14 protein-coding genes and 1 pseudogene are annotated in these 16968 nt (G+C 76.1%); 8 read left to right on the forward strand and 7 right to left on the reverse strand.

Going from position 1 to position 16968, the window contains the following annotated elements:
- Positions 1-52 precede the first annotated feature (52 nt).
- On the forward strand, positions 53-1405 hold the full coding sequence (locus tag ACH414_RS13585) for a hypothetical protein (protein ID WP_391770105.1): 1353 nt from the start codon (positions 53-55) through the stop codon (positions 1403-1405).
- Between the two features lie 57 nt (positions 1406-1462).
- Here ACH414_RS13585 and ACH414_RS13590 read toward each other — a convergent pair whose 3' ends face one another.
- Together ACH414_RS13590 and ACH414_RS13595 are read right to left on the reverse strand one after the other, a co-directional pair.
- On the reverse strand, positions 1463-3151 hold the full coding sequence (locus tag ACH414_RS13590; RefSeq protein WP_382546875.1) for a bifunctional 3'-5' exonuclease/DNA polymerase: 1689 nt from the start codon (positions 3149-3151) through the stop codon (positions 1463-1465).
- A 167-nt stretch (positions 3152-3318) separates the two neighbouring features.
- Positions 3319-4575: a hybrid sensor histidine kinase/response regulator transcription factor gene (locus ACH414_RS13595; RefSeq protein WP_382546872.1), complete on the reverse strand. Its 1257-nt coding sequence runs from the start codon at positions 4573-4575 to the stop codon at positions 3319-3321.
- Between the two features lie 261 nt (positions 4576-4836).
- On the opposite strand from ACH414_RS13595, the gene ACH414_RS13600 reads away from it, so the two are divergent.
- Complete coding sequence (locus ACH414_RS13600) at positions 4837-5754, forward strand: NADP-dependent oxidoreductase (RefSeq protein ID WP_398941876.1); 918 nt, start codon at positions 4837-4839, stop codon at positions 5752-5754.
- 321 nt (positions 5755-6075) lie between these two features.
- On the opposite strand, the gene ACH414_RS13605 is transcribed toward ACH414_RS13600, so the two are convergent.
- From ACH414_RS13605 to ACH414_RS13615, 3 genes and pseudogenes are all read right to left on the reverse strand, one after another.
- Complete coding sequence (locus ACH414_RS13605) at positions 6076-6558, reverse strand: DUF1877 family protein (protein ID WP_398941878.1); 483 nt, start codon at positions 6556-6558, stop codon at positions 6076-6078.
- Between the two features lie 202 nt (positions 6559-6760).
- Positions 6761-8860 (reverse strand): FtsX-like permease family protein, encoded by a 2100-nt coding sequence (locus ACH414_RS13610; protein WP_398941880.1) that lies wholly within the window; start codon positions 8858-8860, stop codon positions 6761-6763.
- Positions 8861-9228: 368 nt separating this feature from the next.
- A pseudogene (locus tag ACH414_RS13615) lies at positions 9229-9954 on the reverse strand (ABC transporter ATP-binding protein); the annotation flags it as partial.
- Positions 9955-10088: 134 nt separating this feature from the next.
- Between ACH414_RS13615 and ACH414_RS13620 the strand changes: the two are divergent.
- The 5 genes from ACH414_RS13620 (at position 10089) to ACH414_RS13640 (ending at position 15789) form a co-directional block, all read left to right on the forward strand.
- Complete coding sequence (locus tag ACH414_RS13620; RefSeq protein ID WP_398941882.1) at positions 10089-11321, forward strand: DUF2786 domain-containing protein; 1233 nt, start codon at positions 10089-10091, stop codon at positions 11319-11321.
- 251 nt (positions 11322-11572) lie between these two features.
- Positions 11573-13633, forward strand: a complete 2061-nt coding sequence (locus ACH414_RS13625; RefSeq protein ID WP_398941885.1) for an FUSC family protein — start codon at positions 11573-11575, stop codon at positions 13631-13633.
- A gap of 116 nt (positions 13634-13749) precedes the next feature.
- Positions 13750-14385: a hypothetical protein gene (locus tag ACH414_RS13630; RefSeq protein ID WP_398941886.1), complete on the forward strand. Its 636-nt coding sequence runs from the start codon at positions 13750-13752 to the stop codon at positions 14383-14385.
- Between the two features lie 109 nt (positions 14386-14494).
- Entirely contained in the window at positions 14495-15052 is a 558-nt protein-coding gene (locus tag ACH414_RS13635) for a SigE family RNA polymerase sigma factor (RefSeq protein ID WP_391770098.1), read from the forward strand.
- Positions 15049-15789, forward strand: coding sequence for a hypothetical protein (locus ACH414_RS13640; protein ID WP_382546850.1), 741 nt, complete (start codon positions 15049-15051; stop codon positions 15787-15789). Before ACH414_RS13635 ends, ACH414_RS13640 begins: the two co-directional genes overlap by 4 nt.
- A gap of 13 nt (positions 15790-15802) precedes the next feature.
- Here the strand turns inward: ACH414_RS13640 and rpsN are convergent, their stop codons facing one another.
- Positions 15803-16108 carry a 30S ribosomal protein S14 gene (gene rpsN / locus ACH414_RS13645; RefSeq protein ID WP_382546847.1) on the reverse strand — a complete coding sequence of 102 codons (306 nt, stop codon included), beginning with the start codon at positions 16106-16108 and terminating at the stop codon, positions 15803-15805.
- Positions 16108-16344: a 50S ribosomal protein L28 gene (gene rpmB, locus ACH414_RS13650; RefSeq protein WP_382546844.1), complete on the reverse strand. Its 237-nt coding sequence runs from the start codon at positions 16342-16344 to the stop codon at positions 16108-16110. Before rpmB ends, rpsN begins: the two co-directional genes overlap by 1 nt.
- A gap of 373 nt (positions 16345-16717) precedes the next feature.
- On the opposite strand from rpmB, the gene ACH414_RS13655 reads away from it, so the two are divergent.
- Positions 16718-16930, forward strand: coding sequence for a DUF397 domain-containing protein (locus ACH414_RS13655; RefSeq protein ID WP_063992029.1), 213 nt, complete (start codon positions 16718-16720; stop codon positions 16928-16930).
- Positions 16931-16968: the final 38 nt, after the last annotated feature.

Consider the following 16968-nt stretch of genomic DNA (forward strand, 5'->3'; position numbering starts at 1 on the left):
CGGCCTGCCCACAGTCTTTTCCGACCCACGAACCGGAGACGGTGACACCGCCATGCCCCAGCACGAAGAGCACGAAGAGCACGACGTGACGAACGGACGATTCGAGGAGGAACTGGGCGCGGTCCTGCGCCACGCCGGAGACGGCTTCGCTGCGGGCGACAGCCGCGAACTGGTGGCCGGCGGCCTCGCCCGGGGCCGCCGGCGGCTGCTGCGGCGCCGCGTGGCCATGGCCGGCGGCGCGCTCGCGCTCGCCGCGATCGGCGTGGGCGGGGTGTACGGCGGCGCGCTGCTCGGCGACGGCGGCGGGGCGGTCGGCGCGGGCGGAGTGGACGGCGCCTCGGTGGCGGCCGGCCCCAAGCCCGGCACCAGCGGCGCCGGCAAGGACGACCCGGCCGCCCACGACCCCGGTTCGGCGCAGCTCCCCGTCGCGGAGCTCGCCGCCGTCCTCAAGGCCAACACCCCCGCCGGCACCTGGGAGATCCAGGACCCCGACGGCAAGGGCCAGGGGGTCACCGCCGTGTACGACGACGGCAAGGGCAAGGCGGGCGTCTCCGTCCTCCTCAACCGCGCGTCCGGCGACGGGGAGGCCGGCGCGGGCCAGGTGACCTGCCCGGACCCGGTGGCCGTCTCCTACGACGACTGCACCACGCGCAAGCTCGCGGACGGATCCCGGCTGATGCTCTTCCAGGGGTACGAGTACCCCGACAAGCGCGTCGAGACCAAGAGCTGGCGCGCGGTGCTGCTCACCAAGGACGGCTTCCTCATCGACGCCATGGAGTACAACGCGGCGACCGAGAAGGACTCCCCGATCAGCCGCGAGAACCCTCCGTTCGACCCGGACCAGTTGAAGACCCTGGTCACGGCGGAGGGCTGGCGCCCGCTGCTGAAGCGGCTGCCGGTCCCGAAGTGGTTCAAGCCCGGCTCCGATGCCCCGTCGACGGTGAACGAGCCGCGCCCCGCCGTCGTCCAGGCGACGCTCTCCTCGCTGCTGCCCGAGGGCGTGCACGTGGTCTCCCGGGGCGGCGACGGCGGATACGCCTATCTGGTCGTCGACGACGGCAAGGGCAAGAGCCTCGTCCAGATCAACGTCCAGCCGAGGATGACCGGCATCCGCGCCGAGCTGTTCAGCGGCTCCGACGTCACCGTCGAGGCCGACGGAACCCGGGTGAAGCTCGCGAAGCGGGCCGGTGAGAAGGGCGGCGAGGGCGTCGTGTGGTGGAGCGCCGACACGCTGGCCGCCGACGACTTCCGGGTGATCGTCTCCGCCTTCAACTCCGGCACCCAGCACGACGCCGCCACGCGCGCCGAGCCCGCGCTGACGACGGAGCAGCTGAAGCGGATCGCGCTGAGCCCGAAGTGGCGCGCGCTGACCGGGAAGCAGGGCTCGGAGCAGTCCGCGAAGTAGTCCTGCGCGGGCACCCCCCAAGCGGCGGTCCGGGCCTCGGCGGAGGCCCGGACCGCCTCATTTCGCCTCCGAGTAGCGCTCCACCGTCGCCGTCGTGAACGGGAAGCGCACCGGCGTCTGCCCGAACGCGATCCGCCCCGCCTCGTCGCCCGCCGCGCGGATCGCCTCCGTGACCGCCGCCGCCTCCTCGGCCGGGCAGTGCACGATCACCTCGTCGTGCTGGAAGAACACCAGCTCGGCCCGCATCCCCGCGGTGGCGCGCCGCAGCGCCGCCAGCATCAGCAGGGCCCAGTCGGCGGCGCTGCCCTGCACGACGAAGTTCCGGGTGAAGCGGCCCCGGGCCCGGGCGTCGGTCGACGCGTACCCGGGGACGTACTGCTCCGAGGCGTCCTCCGCGGCCGCGGCCTGGGGCAGACCCGCCTCCTCGTCCTCGCCCGCGCCCGCCGCCCGCGGGCTGGTCCGGCCCAGCCAGGTGCGCACCAGGAGGCCCTCCTCGCCCGCCTTCGCCGCGTCGTCCACATAGGCCACGGCGCGCGGGAAGCGGCGGCGCAGCGCGGCCAGGTTCTTCAGTCCGTCGCCGCTGGTCTGCCCGTAGATCGCGCCGAGCAGCGCCAGCTTGGCGTGGTCGCGGTCGCCGGAGAAGGCGCGGTCGGACAGCCGGGTGTAGAGGTCGTCGGGGTGGCCGGCGACCTCCATCAGGCCCGGGTCGCGGGAGATCGCGGCCAGCACCCGCGGCTCCATCTGGTCGGCGTCGGCGACGACGAGCCGCCAGCCCTCGTCGGCGACCACGGCCTGCCGGATGACCTTCGGGATCTGCAGCGCCCCGCCGCCGTTGGTGGTCCAGCGCCCGCTGACCGTGCCGCCCGGCAGGTACTCCGGGCGGAAGCGTCCGTCGCGCACCCAGTCGGCGAGCCAGGACCAGCCGTGCGCCGTCCAGATCCGGTACAGCTTCTTGTACGCCACGAGCGGCGCGACCGCCGGGTGGTCGATCTCCTCCAGCTCCCAGCGCCGGGTGGACCGCACCCGGATCCCGGCCTGGGCGAAGGCCCGCACCACGTCGGCGGGCAGATCGGGCCGCACCCGGCGTCCGAAGGCGGCGGACACCTCGTCCGCCAGCTCCGCGAGCCGGCGCGGCTCGCCGCCGCCCGCGTACCGCTCGCCGAGGAGGCCGTGCAGCACCTCGCGGTGCACGTCGGCCCGCCAGGGCAGCCCGGCGCGGTGCATCTCGGCGGCGACCAGCATGCCCGCGGACTCGGCGGCGGTGAGCAGCCGCATCCGCCCCGGGTGCTCGGCCCGGTCGTGGCGGCGCTGCTGCTCCGCGTACACCTCCAGGAGGCCCTCGAAGGGGACGCCGGCGGTGGGCTGCGGCTCGAAGAGGGAGTCCTGCGAGCCCGGCTCGGCGGCTCTGGGCGGCGGGTCGGGCGGCACCGGCTCGTTCCGCAGCCGGGCCAGGGCGGCCGCGGCCGAGCGGGGCTCGCCGAGCCGCCCCTCGTGGCCGAGGAGGAGCTGCTCGGCGTCCTCGACGTCGTAACACCGCTCGACGCGGACGCCGGCGGCGAGCAGCCTCGGATACACCTCGGAGGTGGCGCGCCAGACCCAGCGCGCGACGTCCGGGCGGGAGCGGACGGAGGCGACCAGATCCGGCTCGCGGCGCACCGGACCGGCGGGCAGCCCGTCGGCGCCGAGGGGGGCGAGCAGGGCCCCGTCCCCTTCCGGCTCGGGCGCGAGTGCCCACCTTTCGTTCACGGGTGCGAGTCTGGCACCCGCCACTGACAATCGACCGTCGCGCCGGGCCGGGCGCGGGAGCAAGGCGTTACGCCGCCTGGGGGAGAGGCCCACGACGCCCTGGAGGCCTACGCCGCCCTGGAGGCTCACGCCGCCCCGGAGGCCTACGCCGCCTGGTGGGAGTGGCCTCAGGCCGCCCGGTGGAACAGTGCCGCCGCCTCGCCGCGGGAGCCGACCCCGAGCTTGTTCAGGATGTTGGCGACGTGGAACTTCACGGTGGACTCGCTGATGTGCAGCTCCTGCGCGATCTGCCGGTTGCGGTGGCCCAGCGCCAGGTGGGTCAGGACCTCCACCTCCCGTTCCCCGAGGTCTGCCAGCGGGCTCATCGCGGCTGCCGGGGCCTCCGGGGTGGCGAGCGGCACCGTCGCGGTGAGGGTGGTGCCCCAGCCGGGCACGGCGTCCAGCTCCAGGCGCCCGCCGAGGACCTCCAGCCGGTCGGTGATGCTGCCGGCGCCCAGCGGGCAGGCGTCGAGGAGGCCGGGGCCGTCGTCGCGCACCGTGGCGCGCAGCTCGTGTTCGGTGAGGGTCCAGCCCACGTGCACCCGGGAGACCGCCTCCTGCTCCAGGACGATCAGGAGCAGGGCGCGGACGATCGCGCGGGCGCCGTGTGCCACGTCCGCGGGCAGGGTGCGCACGGAGTCGGGCGGGCCGAGTTCGAGGCGTACGGGGCTGTGCCTCAGCATCGGGCGCAGCGCGTCCGCGAGGCGGGCGAAGGCCTCGAAGGCCGGTTCCTCGGCGACCGAGCGGTCCCGCTGCGACTCCGCCCGCAGCTCGATCAGGGCCGACACGGCCAGCTCGGTGGCGGTGGCCCGCGCCGCCGTGTCGTCCAGGGCGCGGCTGCGCAGCACCCCGAGCACCCCGGAGAGCGCGGCGGCGTGCGCGGTGGTGAGCTCGGCGGTCACCCGCGCCCGGGTGTCGGCGGCGGTGCGCGAACGGGCCAGGGCGTCGGGCACCGCCTCGCTCGCGAACCGGTCGAAGTGGCTGGTCACCAGGTCCCACAGGGCCTGGGCCAGGGCGAGTTCGGGCGCGCCCGCCGGCTCGGCGCCCTCCTCCCGTACGAGGACGAGGACCGAGCCGCGGGGCGTGGCGTCGCTGCGCACCGCGACCACCTCGCGCTCGGCCCCTGCGACGGTGGCGCGGCCCTGCCAGGGCTCGCCGGGGACGCCGGCGGCCAGGAGCGGGGTGAGCTCGGCGGCGGTGAAGGGCAGTTCGGGGCCGCCGGTCCGCTTGAACGGCGAGTGCGCGCAGTGCGTGGACAGTTCGGCGGCCGCCCGGTGCGGGATCAGCGGATCCAGGACCTCGGAGAGGCGGGGCAGGATCTCGCCCAGCGGCTGCCGGATGACGTCGTGCGCGGCCAACAGGGCGCTGGTGGCGGTGAGTTCCATGAGGACCAGGGTACGGCCGCGGCTCGTGGCTCGGCCGTCCTTTCGGTCAGGTGGGACTGTCCGTTCGGATGGGCGGGCGGGGGTGGGGCGGCGGCGAAGCTTGATCCATCAGGAGCTGGCGAGCGAGCAAGCGGACGAGCAAGCAAGCGGACGAGCAAGCAAGCGCGCGAGCGAGCAAGCGAGCAAGCGAGCAAGCAAGCAAGTAGGCGGGCGTGCGACGCGGAACGCGGCAGCGCCGAGGAGTCGAGGAGACGGGGAACCATGGAAGCGATCGTGTACGAGGAGTTCGGCGGCCACGAGGTCCTGCGCCACGCGTCGGGCGTGGCCGTGCCGGAGCCCGGTGCGGGCGAGGTGCGGGTCAAGGTGGCGGCGGTCGGCGTCAACCCGGTGGACTGGAAGCGCCGTTACGGGTGGGTGGAGGAGTTCTACCCGACGACCTTCCCGGCCGTACCCGGCCTGGAGTTCGCGGGCACGGTCGACGCGCTCGGCGAGGGCGTGACCGGAGTCGCCGTCGGCGACGAGGTGTTCGGCTGGACGAAGACCGGCGCCTACGCCGAGTACGCCATCGCCGGCACCTTCGCCCCCAAGCCCGCCGCCCTCACCTGGGAGCAGGCCGCGAGCCTCCCCGTCGCGGGCGAGACCGCCCAGCGGGTCCTCGACCTGCTCGCCGTCCGCCCGGGCGAGACGCTGCTCCTGCACGGCGCCGCGGGTGCCGTGGGCGCGGTCGCCGCGCAGCTGGCCGTCGCGGCGGGCGTGACGGTGATCGGCACGGCGTCCGAGCGGAACCACGCGTTTCTGCGTGAGCTGGGCGTGACCCCCGTGACCTACGGCGAGGGCGTCGCCGACCGGGTCCGCGCCGCCGCCCCGGGGGGTGTCGACGCGGTCTTCGACGCGGCCGGGCACGACACCCTGCCGGTCTCGATCGAGCTCCTCGGCGGCGAGAAGTCCCGCATCGTCACCATCGCAGCCCCGGACGCCGCCGAGCACGGCATCGTCTTCTCCGGCGTGACGGTCGAGGAGTCCGTGGCCCGCCGGCAGCTGACCGCCCAGGCGGCCCTGGTGGCCGAGGGCCGGCTGCGGGTGGACCTCGCGGAGACCTTCCCGCTGAAGGAGGCCGCCCGCGCCCAGGAGATCAGCGAGTCGGGTCACGTGCGGGGCAAGCTGGTGATCCTGCTGTAGGGCGGGGGAGAGTGGGGCTGTCCGGGAGACGGGACGGCGAACGACGGGTGCAGGGCGGCCGAGGGACGGGTGCAGGGCGGCCGAGGGACGGGTGCAGGGCGGTCCGGCGACGGGTGCAGGGCGGCCGAGGGACGGGTGCAGGGCGGTCCGGCGACGGGTGCAGGGCGGCCGAGGGACGGGCGCAGGGCGGTCCGGCGACGGGAGCAGGCCGGCCGAGCGACGGGACCAGGGCGCCCGAGAGCCGAGAGCTGGGCGCCCGAGAGCTGGGCGCCCGAGCCGGGAACGGGAAGTGGGCCGGTCCTTCGGGGCTGGCTGGTGTGGTTAGAACCAGCCGGCCTTGACCACCGTGTGCCCCGCCGCGGCCGCCCGCCGGTAGAACGCCGTGAGGTCCCGGTGGTGGCTCCGGAAGATCTCCTCGACCAGGGCCTCGGCCCAGTCGGGCCCGAAATGGGCCACGATCTTGGCGCCTCCGGCGTCCCACAGCTCCTCGAAGGCGGTGCCCGCCAGGAACGCGGCGGCGGTGCGCACCTCGGCCGGTTCCAGGAGGATCAGCGGCGGGTCGGGGACGGCGTCGGCCGCCGCCCCGGCCGGCTGGCGCCCGCCGAAGACCGGCAGCCAGGCGGCCGGGTCGGGGCTCGCCGAGTAGAGCTCGTGGAGGAGGTGGAAGTCCTTCTCCACGGAGTCGGCGATCCCCGCCGCGCACTCCACCTGGTGGTGCTCCCAGGCCCTGGACATGAAGGCCTCGAGCCAGGCGTGGTCGTCCCTGATCTCCGCCTCCGCAGCGGCTCTCAGATGCATGTGCATGCGGATCCCCCGATCCCCGCGCTTCCTCGGCCCGCACCTCGGACCGACAGGCGCAACGTAGCCGCCCGCACTGACAACCGGCAGGCGGGCCGTCCGGCTCCGGAGGGGGCGACACGGGGGTGCGGCCCTTCCGGACGGCACGGGACAGGGACCCGGCTCCGACCCCGGTCCCTGTCCCGTCCCGACTCCCCAGCCTCGCTCCTCAGCGCGTGAACCGCCACGCGGGGAGCGCGCAGGCGCCCGTCGCGGCCACCGCGCACACCCCCACCGCGGCCGCCACCTGGCTCCACGGCACGGTGAGCGCGACCGGTGCGGCGAGGGCCGCGAGGCCGCCGCCGAGCCCGGCGAGGCAGACCGCGGTGACGGCCAGGCCCAGGACCGCCCCGATGCCGACGGCCAGCAGCGTCTCGCCCGCGACCGCCCGCAGGACCTGCCCGCGGGTGGCCCCGGCGAGGCGCAGGGACGCCAGTTCCGGGCCGCGCACCGAGGTGGCCATGAGCAGGGTGTTGGCGAGGGCGATCACCGTGTAGACGAGGGCGATGCCGAGCACCAGGAGCAGGCCCAGGCGGGTCTGGGGGGTGGTCGTCGGATGGGTGGCGGCGGCCCAGTCGGCGGCGCTGCGGACGGTCCCGCCGGGTACGGGTACGGGCGCGGGACGGTCGCTGTCGATCCGGTCCACGGTCGCGCCCGGGGCGTTCGCCCAGGTCACGTACGGTCCGTTGGAGCCGGTCCCGCGTGCGAGGACCGCCGCGACCCGCAGCCGCACCGGCCCGCGGCCGTCCGCCCGCCACACCTCCACCGTCTCGCCGACCGTGTGCCGCTCGAACTCCTCGTTGACGACGATCGACCGGTCGTCCAGGTCCCGCGGGTCGCCCGCGAGGACCGGCAGCCGGGCGTAGGAGGCCCAGGCCGCCGGGTCGGCCACGACCCGCGCCCCGTACTTGACCAGGGCCTCCTCCCCGTCCCGTACGAAGACCGAGGTGGCCCCGGTGGCGGACGCGCCCGGTCCGGTGGGGCGGGGGAGCGCGGTGCCGGTGGTGACGTAGGCGGCGCGGGTCTGCCCGGCCGCCTCGGCGGCCTTCGCGCCCGTCACGGTCGCCGCGGAGCCCAGCAGGGTGCCCGCGAGGGCGACCGTCACCAGGACGGGGGCGGCGACGGCGGCGGTACGGCGGACGGCGGCCGCGCCGTTCTCCCGTACGAGCATCCCGACCGCCCCCGGCAGCCGCACCGCCCGCGCGGCGGGGCGGACGAGGAGCGGGGCGAGCAGGGCGGCTCCGGTGATCAGCGGCATCGGCTGGGTCGTGTACGCCTTGCGCTTCAGGAGCTCGGACGGCTCCGTCGCGTACGTCCACACCAGCAGGCCGAGGCCGCCGAGGAGCAGGACCGCGCCGAGCAGGGCCCGGCCGAGGGGGAGTACGTCGGTGTCGACGTCCGCCTCGCGCAGGGCGGCGGCAGGGCCGATGCGCCCGGCCCGGCGGGAGGCGGCGAAGGCGCCGGCGAGGGCGACGGTGACACCGGTCCAGAAGGCGGCGTGGAAGGGCCAGGACGTGCCACCGTCCCGGACGGCGAGCGGGAACCAGTCCGGTGCCACCCCGCCGTCCACCAGGGCCCGGGCGAGCCACGGTGCGCCCCTGGCGCCGAGCAGGCAGCCGGCGGCCGAGGCGAGGACGCCGACGCAGGCCGCCTCGGCGAGCAGCATCCGGCGCAGCTGGCCGGGGGTGGCCCCGACGGTGCGCAGCAGGCCGTACTCGCGCCGCCGCAGCGCCACGGCGAAGGCGAAGGTGGAGGCGACGACGAAGACGGAGACGAAGGCGCTGACGCCGCCGGCGGTGCCGAGCAGGGCGTCGAGGGTGACGCGCGCCTGTGCGTCGTGACCGGCGCCCGGGTCGGCGAGGCGCCGCTCGTCGCCGGTGAGCACCCGCGCGCGGGTGCCGGCCAGGGCCCGCACCGCGCCGGCGGGGGCGTCGACCCCGACGGCGTCGGGCCCGCCCGCGACGGTGACGGTCCAGCGGGCGCGCAGCTCGCGCAGCAGTTCGGTGTCCACAGGCTGTGGACGGTCGAGCGGCGCGTCGACCACCGTCGTCTCCGGTCCGCGCCGCACCTCGACGGAGAGGTGGTCCTGACCCTGCACGACGACGGGCGAGGACGCGAATCGCTCCGGCGCCCGCTCGGGAGCGCGTCCGGTCGCGGACAGACCGACCCCCATGACGACGAGCAGCCCCACCCCGAGCGCGAGCGCGACGAACCCCCCGAGGAGGGCCGTCCAACGGTCCCGCAGCCCGGCGAACACGACGGTCAGCACGCCGCACCGCCTGCGGCCGGGCCGGCGGGGGCGCGGGTGGGGGCGAGGGCGTGGGCGCCGGGCGCCGGCCCGCCTCGGGGAGCGGGGCGACCGGGCGCCGAATCGCCTGCGGCCGAGCGGCCTCCCGCTGGCGGGTGCACGGGTGTCGAGCGGTCTGGCGGCGCCGGGCGCGCGGGCGTCGGGCCGCCTTCCCCTGTGGGGTGGCCGGGCGTCGGCCCGCCTTCCGCCGCCGCCCCGCCGCGCGTCGGCCCGCCTCCCGCCGCACCATCTCCCGCCGCCGTCCCGCCTCCCGCCCCTGACCCGCCGCGCGTCGGCCCGCCACCCGCTGCGGCACCTCCCGCCGTCGCCACGGCCCCCCGCCCCCGCCCCCGCGCGCCCCCCGTCTCCAGGCCCGCCATCCGCCCCGCGATCGTCTGCGCCGTCGGGGCGTGCAGCTCGCCTCGTATGCGGCCGTCGGCCAGGAAGACCACCCGGTCCGCGCGGGCCGCGGCCGTCGGGTCGTGGGTGACCATGACGATCGTCTGGCCGTCGCGGTCGACGAGCTCCCGCAGCATGTCCAGGACCTCGCGGCCCGTCGTGGAGTCGAGCGCGCCGGTCGGTTCGTCGCCGAAGAGGACCGCCGGGGCGGTGATCAGCGCGCGGGCCAGCGCGACGCGCTGCTGCTGGCCGCCGGACAGTTCGCCCGGCCGGTGCCGTTCGCGCCCCGCCAGGCCGACCCTCGCCAGCGCCTCCCGCACCCGCGTGCGGGACGGGCGGCGGCCGGCGAGCAGCAGCGGCAGGGCCACGTTCTGGGCGGCGGTCAGCGAGGGCAGCAGGTTGAAGGACTGGAAGACGAACCCGATCCGCTCCCGCCGCAGCAGCGTCAGCCGCCGCTCGCTCAGGCCCTCCAGGGCCACCCCGCCGACCTCGACGGTCCCCGCCGTCGGCCGGTCGAGTCCGGCCGCGCACTGCAGCAGCGTGGACTTCCCGGAGCCGGAGGGACCCATCACGGCCGTGAAGGTCCCGGTGGGGACGTCGAGGTCGACGCCGTCGAGGGCGCGGACGTCGCGATGGTGGCGGCGCAGGCCGCGGAGGCGTACGGCGTAGCTGGTCATGGCTCAAGCGAACCGTTTCCGCCGGCCCCGATCACGACCACTGGGGGGCGTCCCGGGGGTAGGGCCCGCCCTACCCCCGGGGGCGGGCCTGGGACCATGGGAGGGACGTACGGGCGGTCGAAGGGGCATGCGGCATGAGCGGTGGCAGGCGCGCGGGCAAGGGCGCGGGCGACGCCGGCGGCGGCAGGCGCACGGGCGCGGGCCAGGGCGCGGGCAGCGCCGGTGCGGGCGACGCCGGGCGCGCCGGCCCCGCCGCCACCGTCGAAGAGGCCCTCAAGGCGCTCTACGGAAACGACGACCGGGCCCTGGACACCGCCGCGTCCCTGCTCGCCGCCGACCCGTCCGCCGACGCCGAACTGTCCCGCCGCGGCGAGGAGTTCGTCCGCTCCCTCTGGGCGCGCGGCTGGCAGCCCGCCGACCTCGTGCGGATGGCCCGGCGCGAACTGTCCGACGAGCACGTCCGGCTGCTCTCGGGGATCGTCCGCGCGGAGACGGCCCGCTACGAGCGCCTCCCGCACCGCTGGGGGGCCCAGCTCGACGCGCTCGACCAGGACGTCTGGACCGCCGACCGCTTCTCGTACGCGACGGGCGTCCTGGAGCTGTACCGGCTGCTCGTCCGGCTGCCCCGGCTCGACGCCGTCGGCCCCGTACCGGGCGAGCCCCTGCCCCCGCCGGTCGCGGGCGAGCCCAGGACGCTGTCCAAGATCCGCGCGCTGCTCGCGAAGGCCGAGGCGACCACCTACGCGGAGGAGGCCGAGGCCCTGACCGCGAAGGCGCAGGAGCTGATGGCCCGCCACAGCCTCGACGAGGCGAGCCTCGCGGCGGGCGCGCCCTCGCCGGAGACGCCCGGGGCGATCCGGATCGGCGTCGACGCGCCGTACGAGCAGGCGAAGGCGATCCTCCTGGACGCCGTGGCGACGGCGAACCACTGCCGGGCCGTGTGGAACGAGGGCCTCGGCTTCTCGACGGTCGTCGGCTTCGAGGCCGACCTCGACCCGGTGGAGCTGCTCTACACCTCACTGCTCGTGCAGGGCACGGCCGCGATGACCCGGGCGGAGGCGGAACAGCGCGCGGGCGGCCGCAAGCGCACCAAGTCCTTCCGCCAGTCCTTCTTCCTCGCCTACGCGAACCGGCTCGGCGCCCGCCTCTCCGCCACGTCCCGTCGGGTCGCCGCCGAGGCGCCGACCCTGCTCCCGGCCCTGGCCACCCGCGAGGTCGCGGTCACCACCCGCACCGACGAGCTCTTCCCCGAGACCCGCACCAGCAGGGTCCGGGCCGCGTGGGACGAGGCGGGCTGGTCGCACGGCACGAGCGCGGCGGACCGGGCGGGCCTGGGAGCCCCGCCGCGGGGCGAGATCCGCTCGTAGCGGCCACGGTCCGGCTTTTGCCGGGCCACGGTCCGGCTTTCGCGGTGCCACGGCCCTGCCTTCCGCCGTGCTGCGTTGCGGCCTTGTCCGTGCCGCGTTCCGACCCTCCGCCGTGCCATGACCCCCGCCCTCCCGCGCCCGCCACCGCCCCGCCCTCCCGCGCCCGCCACCGCCACGCCCCCTGATGCAGGCGCACCCCACCGGTGACCCAAATGCCCGTTTCACCCCACCTCGCCATTAGGCTCACCCCCATGAGCTGGCTCCGCGCGCTGAAGGAGACCGCGCGCTCGGGGCTCTCCGTCGAGCGGCGGCGGCTGGAGCCCGCCGTGGCCGCGCGGGGTGCGCTGGGGCTCGCGCTGGTCGTCGGGGTGTCGCTCGCCCTGTTCGGGCCCGCGGTCGCCGCCTCGTCGGCGTTCGGCGCGTTCCAGGCGGCCATCGCGACCTTCCAGCGCTCGTACCGCCCCCGCCCCACCCTCGCACTGGCCTCCGGGCTGAGCCTCGCCGTCTCGACCTTCCTCGGCTATCTCACCGGCGCCCACGAGGCCCTCTTCCTCACCCTGCTCGCCCTGTGGACCTTCCTCGCGGGCCTGGCCTGGGCCGTCGGTCCCACCGTCGGCATCATCGCCTCCTCCAACGTGGCGATCATGCTGGTCACCGTCACCCTGCCCACCTCCGTGGCCACCGCCGCCGGCCACGCGGCGATGATCGCCGTCGGCGGTCTCGTGCAGGCCGCGCTGATCGTCGCCCTGCCCGTGCGCCGCTGGGGCGCCCAGCGCGACGCGCTCGCCGACGCGCTCGCCGCGGTGGCCGACTACGCCCGGCGGCTGCGCCACGACCCGACCGCCTCCTTCGACCCGGTACCGCTGATGACCGCCCGCAGCGCCGCCGCCGTCACCCCGCGCCAGGCCCGCCGCCGCCCCGGCGAACTGCACGGCGCGCGCGGGCTCGCCGAGCGGATCAGGCCCGTGCTCGCCTCCCTCGCGGACCCGGCCGTCGGCGCGCCCGCCGAGGGCCCGGAACGGGACCGGGTGCGCGAACTGCTCGGCGCGGCGGGCGAGGTGCTCGACGCCGCCGCGCACGCCATCCGGCACGGCGAGCCGGTCGAGCTGCCGCCGCCGGCCGTCGCCGCGCTGCGCACCCCCGACACCGGAGCGATCCTGTCGGGTGCGCCCCGCCGGGCCGCGACCCGGCTCGCCGCGCTCCTCGGCGACGTCGTGGAGACCGCCGAGCCCCGCACCGAGACCGCCGCCGAGGCCCGCAGCCGCCCGACGCTGGTCCGGCTCGTCCCGGTGGCGCTCGCCCGGATGCGCGCGGAGCTGCGCCACGAGTCGCCGGTCCTGCGGCACGCGGTGCGGGTCACGGTCGTCGCCTGCGCCGGCTATCTGCTCGGCTCCGCCCTTCCGCTCGGCCACGGCTACTGGGCGCCGCTGGCCTCGGTGATGGTGATGCGCCCGGACTTCACGCAGACGTACGCGCGTTCCGTGGCCCGCTTCGGCGGCACCCTCGTGGGCGTCACCCTCGCGACGGCCGTCGTGCAGGCCGCGCACCCGGGCACGTACCTTTCGGGGGCGCTCGCGGTGCTGTGCGCGTTCGGGACGTATCTGCTGATGCGCACGGGATACGCGTCCAGCCAGGTCTTCGTCGCCGCGTACGTGGTCTTCCTGCTCGGCATGGCCGGCGAGGGCGTCTCCCAGACCGTCCGCGACCGGGTCCTGCTGACCCTCCTCGGCGGCGTCCTCGCGATGCTGTCGTACGCGGTCTACCCGGCCTGGGAGACGCCGAGGCTGCGCGGCCGGCTGGCGGACTGGCTGGTGGCCGACGGGCGGTACGCGGCCGCCGTCGTCGCCCGCTACGCCGACCCGGCCGGGCCCACCTGCCCCGATGTCCGCGAGGCCCTGCTCGGCACCCGCGCCGCCCGGATCGCCTGGCAGGAGGGGCTGGTCAGGGCCGCCCACGAGCCGGTCCGCCACCGGGGCCTGTCGCACGCGGCGGCCGACGACGCCGAGCACGCGCTGGCCCAGCTCGGGCGCGTCGCCATGCTCCTGGAGGCCCATCTGCCCGAGCGCGGCGCCCCGCGCGTGCCCGAGGCCGCGGCCCTCGCGGAGGCGCTGCGCCGTTCCACCGAGCGGGGCGCGAAGGCGGTGCGTGAGGGGAGGGTGCCCGGCTGGGAGGAGCTGCGGGCGACGGTCGACGCCTGGGACGCGGGGGAGGGGGCCCCGGACCACTTCCTGCTGCGCAAGGGCGCGCCGCTGCTCCTGGAGGCGCTCGACGAGCTGTCGGAGGCCCTGCGGGACGCGGCGGCCACGCCGTAGCGGGTTTTTCGAGGTTTTCCGTACGCCGTGTCATCCGGAGGCCCGGGAAACGGAGTTGAAGGGGGTGGAGGGCCGGGGGCGACAGGACCCGCCCCCGGAGCGACAGGAGTGCGCGGATGAAGAAGTACCTGCTCGCCGCGGCGGTGATCGCGGCCGCCGCCGTGACCACGGCCCCGGCCGCCGCCGTCGCCGTCGCGGTGCCGACGGCGGCGGTGACCACGGCTCCCGGCCCCGCGGCCTCCGGTCCCGCGGCCCCGGCGACCGCCCCGGCCCCGGCGACTGCGCCCCCCGCCCTTGCGGCCACCGCCTCCGCGGCCCCCGCCTCCGTCGGTGCGGCGAGCGCCGCCGCCGCCGTCACCCGGGTCCGTTCCGGCGAACGGATCGACGCCGGGGGCGGCTTCACCGTCTGGCTCACCGAGGACGGCAAGCACTGGTCGGGCCCCGACGGCTTCGAGAACTTCCGCAGCGTCGTCGACGGCAACATCGACCGCTCCCAGCCGGGCGTCAGCCACCAGTCGGAGGGCGACGCGAGCGGGATCTTCCACTCGGGCCTCTACTACGGCACCAAGAAGGCCGGCAGGGTCGAACTGACCGCCGCCGACGGGCGCAGGACGCCCGCGACCCTCCTCGAACTGCCGGGCCACCCCGGCTGGGGCGTCTGGTACGCCCACACCGGCACCTCGGGCCAGCGGGCGGCCGTCGCGCTGTACGCGCGTGACGGGAGCCTGCTGGCGGAACTGCCGTCGTTCTGACGGATCCGTTCCGCCCGGTCCGTACGTGTCCGTACGTGTCCGAAGGCAGGGCCCGGCACGGGGCGGGCCCTGCCTTCACCGCCCCGAGACGATCACGAGGTCCGTCGCCGTGTCGCAGTCACCCACCGAAGAGGACGCCGGTTTCGCCGAGTTCGCCCTCGCCGCCTGGCCCCGGCTGGTGCGGACGGCGCAGCTCCTGACGGGCGACTTCCACGAGGCCGAGGACCTGGTGCAGACGACCCTCGCCAAGGTGTACGGGCGCTGGCGCCGGGTCCCGCGCGAGGAGGTCGACCTCTATGTGCGGCGCGCGCTGGTCAACAACAACCTCAGCCGGCTGCGCCGCAAGCGCGTGGTCCATCTGCTGACCCCGGTGCTGCCGGAGTCGGTCCGGCACGCCTACGCGGGGCACGCCGAGGCGGTCGAGCGGCGCACCGCGCTGCTCGGGGCGCTGGCGGACCTGCCGGCCCGGCAGCGTGCGGTGATGGTGCTGCGCTACTGGGAGGACCTGAGCGAGCAGGAGATCGCGACGGTGCTCCACTGCTCGATCGGTACGGTCAAGACCCATGCCCGGCGCGGCCTCGCCGCCCTGCGCGCCCACCCCGGTCTCACCCTGCCCGGCCCGACCTCTGCTCCCGCCGCCCCCATCCCTCACGGAGCCCGACGATGACATCCGAGTCCGGCACGGATCTGGACGACGGTCTGCGCGCCGCGTTCGCGCGGGCCGCGCACGACATCACCCCCGGTCCCGCCCCGCTGGCCGCCGTCCGCCGCGAGGGCCGGGCCCGCAGGCGCCGCAGGGCGGTGGTCCTCGCGGCGCTCGCGGTCCTCGGGGTCGGCACCGTGACCGGCCTCGCGGCGCAGCTGGGTGCGTCGGACGCGTCCCCGGCCCCCGGCCCGTCGGTCGCCGCGCCGCCCACCGTGACCGCGTCGGCCACGACGCCGGTCGCGGTCCCCCCGCCGCCGGTCCGGATCGTGCGGCCGGGTCAGCGGGTGGACGCGGGCGGCGGCTCGGCCGTGTGGCTGACGCAGGACGGCAAGCACTGGACGGGGACGGACGGGTACGAGAACTTCCGCAGCGTCGTGGACGGGAACGTCGACACGGCGGCACCGGGCGTGAGCCACCAGTCGGAGGGCGACGGGAAGGGCGTCTTCCACTCGGGCCTCTACTACGGCACCCGGGACGCGGGCCGGGTCGAACTGACCGCCCCCGGCGGGCACAGGACGCTCGCGACCCTCCTGGAACTGCCCGGCCGCCCCGGCTGGGGCGTCTGGTACGTGCACCTGCCCCAGCCGCAGCGGGAGTCCGGCGACCCGGGCCCGCAGGGGGGCGACGACCTGGACGTGACGCTGTACGACCGCGCGGGCCGCCGACTGGTCTCGCTGCCGGGCATCCCGGGCTCCTGACGCGACCGCCGTGTCACCAGGACGACTTGCGCACCCCCGGCAGCATCCCCGCGTGCGCCTGCTCCCGCATCCGGACCCGGGAGAGGCCGAACTTCCGCAGGTGGCCTCGGGGGCGCCCGTCGACGGCGTCGCGGTTGCGGACCCGGGTGGGGCTCGCGTCGCGCGGCTGGCGGCGCAGTTCGCGGAGCGCGGCCTGCCGGTCGGCCTCGGGCGTGCCGGGGCGGCGGATGAGCTCCTTCAGTGCGGCGCGCCGCTCGGCGTACCGGGCCACGACCCGCTTGCGCCGCTCGTTGCGCGCGATCTTGCTCGCCTTGGCCATCAGATCCGCACCCCCCGGGCCCGGATGCGGGCCACGGCGGCCTCGATGCCGATCGTGTCGACGGTCCTGATCGCCCGGACGCTCAGGGTGAGGCGCACGTACCGGCCCTCGCTCGGGAGCCAGTAGCGCTTGCGCTGGATGTTGGGGTCGAAGCGGCGGGAGGTGCGCCGGTGGGAGTGCGAGACGCGGTTGCCGAAGCCGGGCTGTGCGCCGGTCAGCTGGCAGTGGGCGGACAAGGTGACCTGCCTCAGGTGGGGAGTGGGCGGAGGAGAGAGGGAGAGGGAGAGACGAGAGAGGGAGAGACGAGAGAGGGAGAAGGGAGAGAGGGAGGAAGGGAGAGAGGGAGAGGGGAGAGAGGAGCGGGGACGTGGCGTACGCAGGGACAGTATCCGTTATGGGAATCGTTTTCATTAACTCTACACGGCGGCGCCCTGGAGGCAATCGCGGGACCTCGCACAGGGAGTCGCGTAGTCACTACGCCACGGCGCGTGCACGTGCATCTGCTCATGCATCGGCATATGAACACAGCTATGATCCGAGGAAGTTGACACCTGCACCAAGCAACTCGGGGAGCTACCAGTGCATCACGCGCACCACGCGTACAACGGCATGGCGGCCACGGAGCTTCGTGGTGTCGTGTGGCAGAAGAGTCGGCACAGCAACTCCCAGGGCTCCTGCGTCGAGTTCGCGAAGCTGCCGGGGGGCGACGTCGCCGTCCGCAACTCGCGCCACCCCGACGGGCCGGCGCTCGTCTACACGCCCGCCGAGATAGAGGCCCTGCTCCTCGGCGTCAAGGACGGGGAGTTCGACCACCTGGTGTGAGGTGCAGGAGACGTGAGAGGGGCCCCGGCGGCTGTTGC

This window comes from Streptomyces sp. NPDC020422 (assembly GCF_044386705.1).
GTDB lineage: Bacteria > Actinomycetota > Actinomycetes > Streptomycetales > Streptomycetaceae > Streptomyces.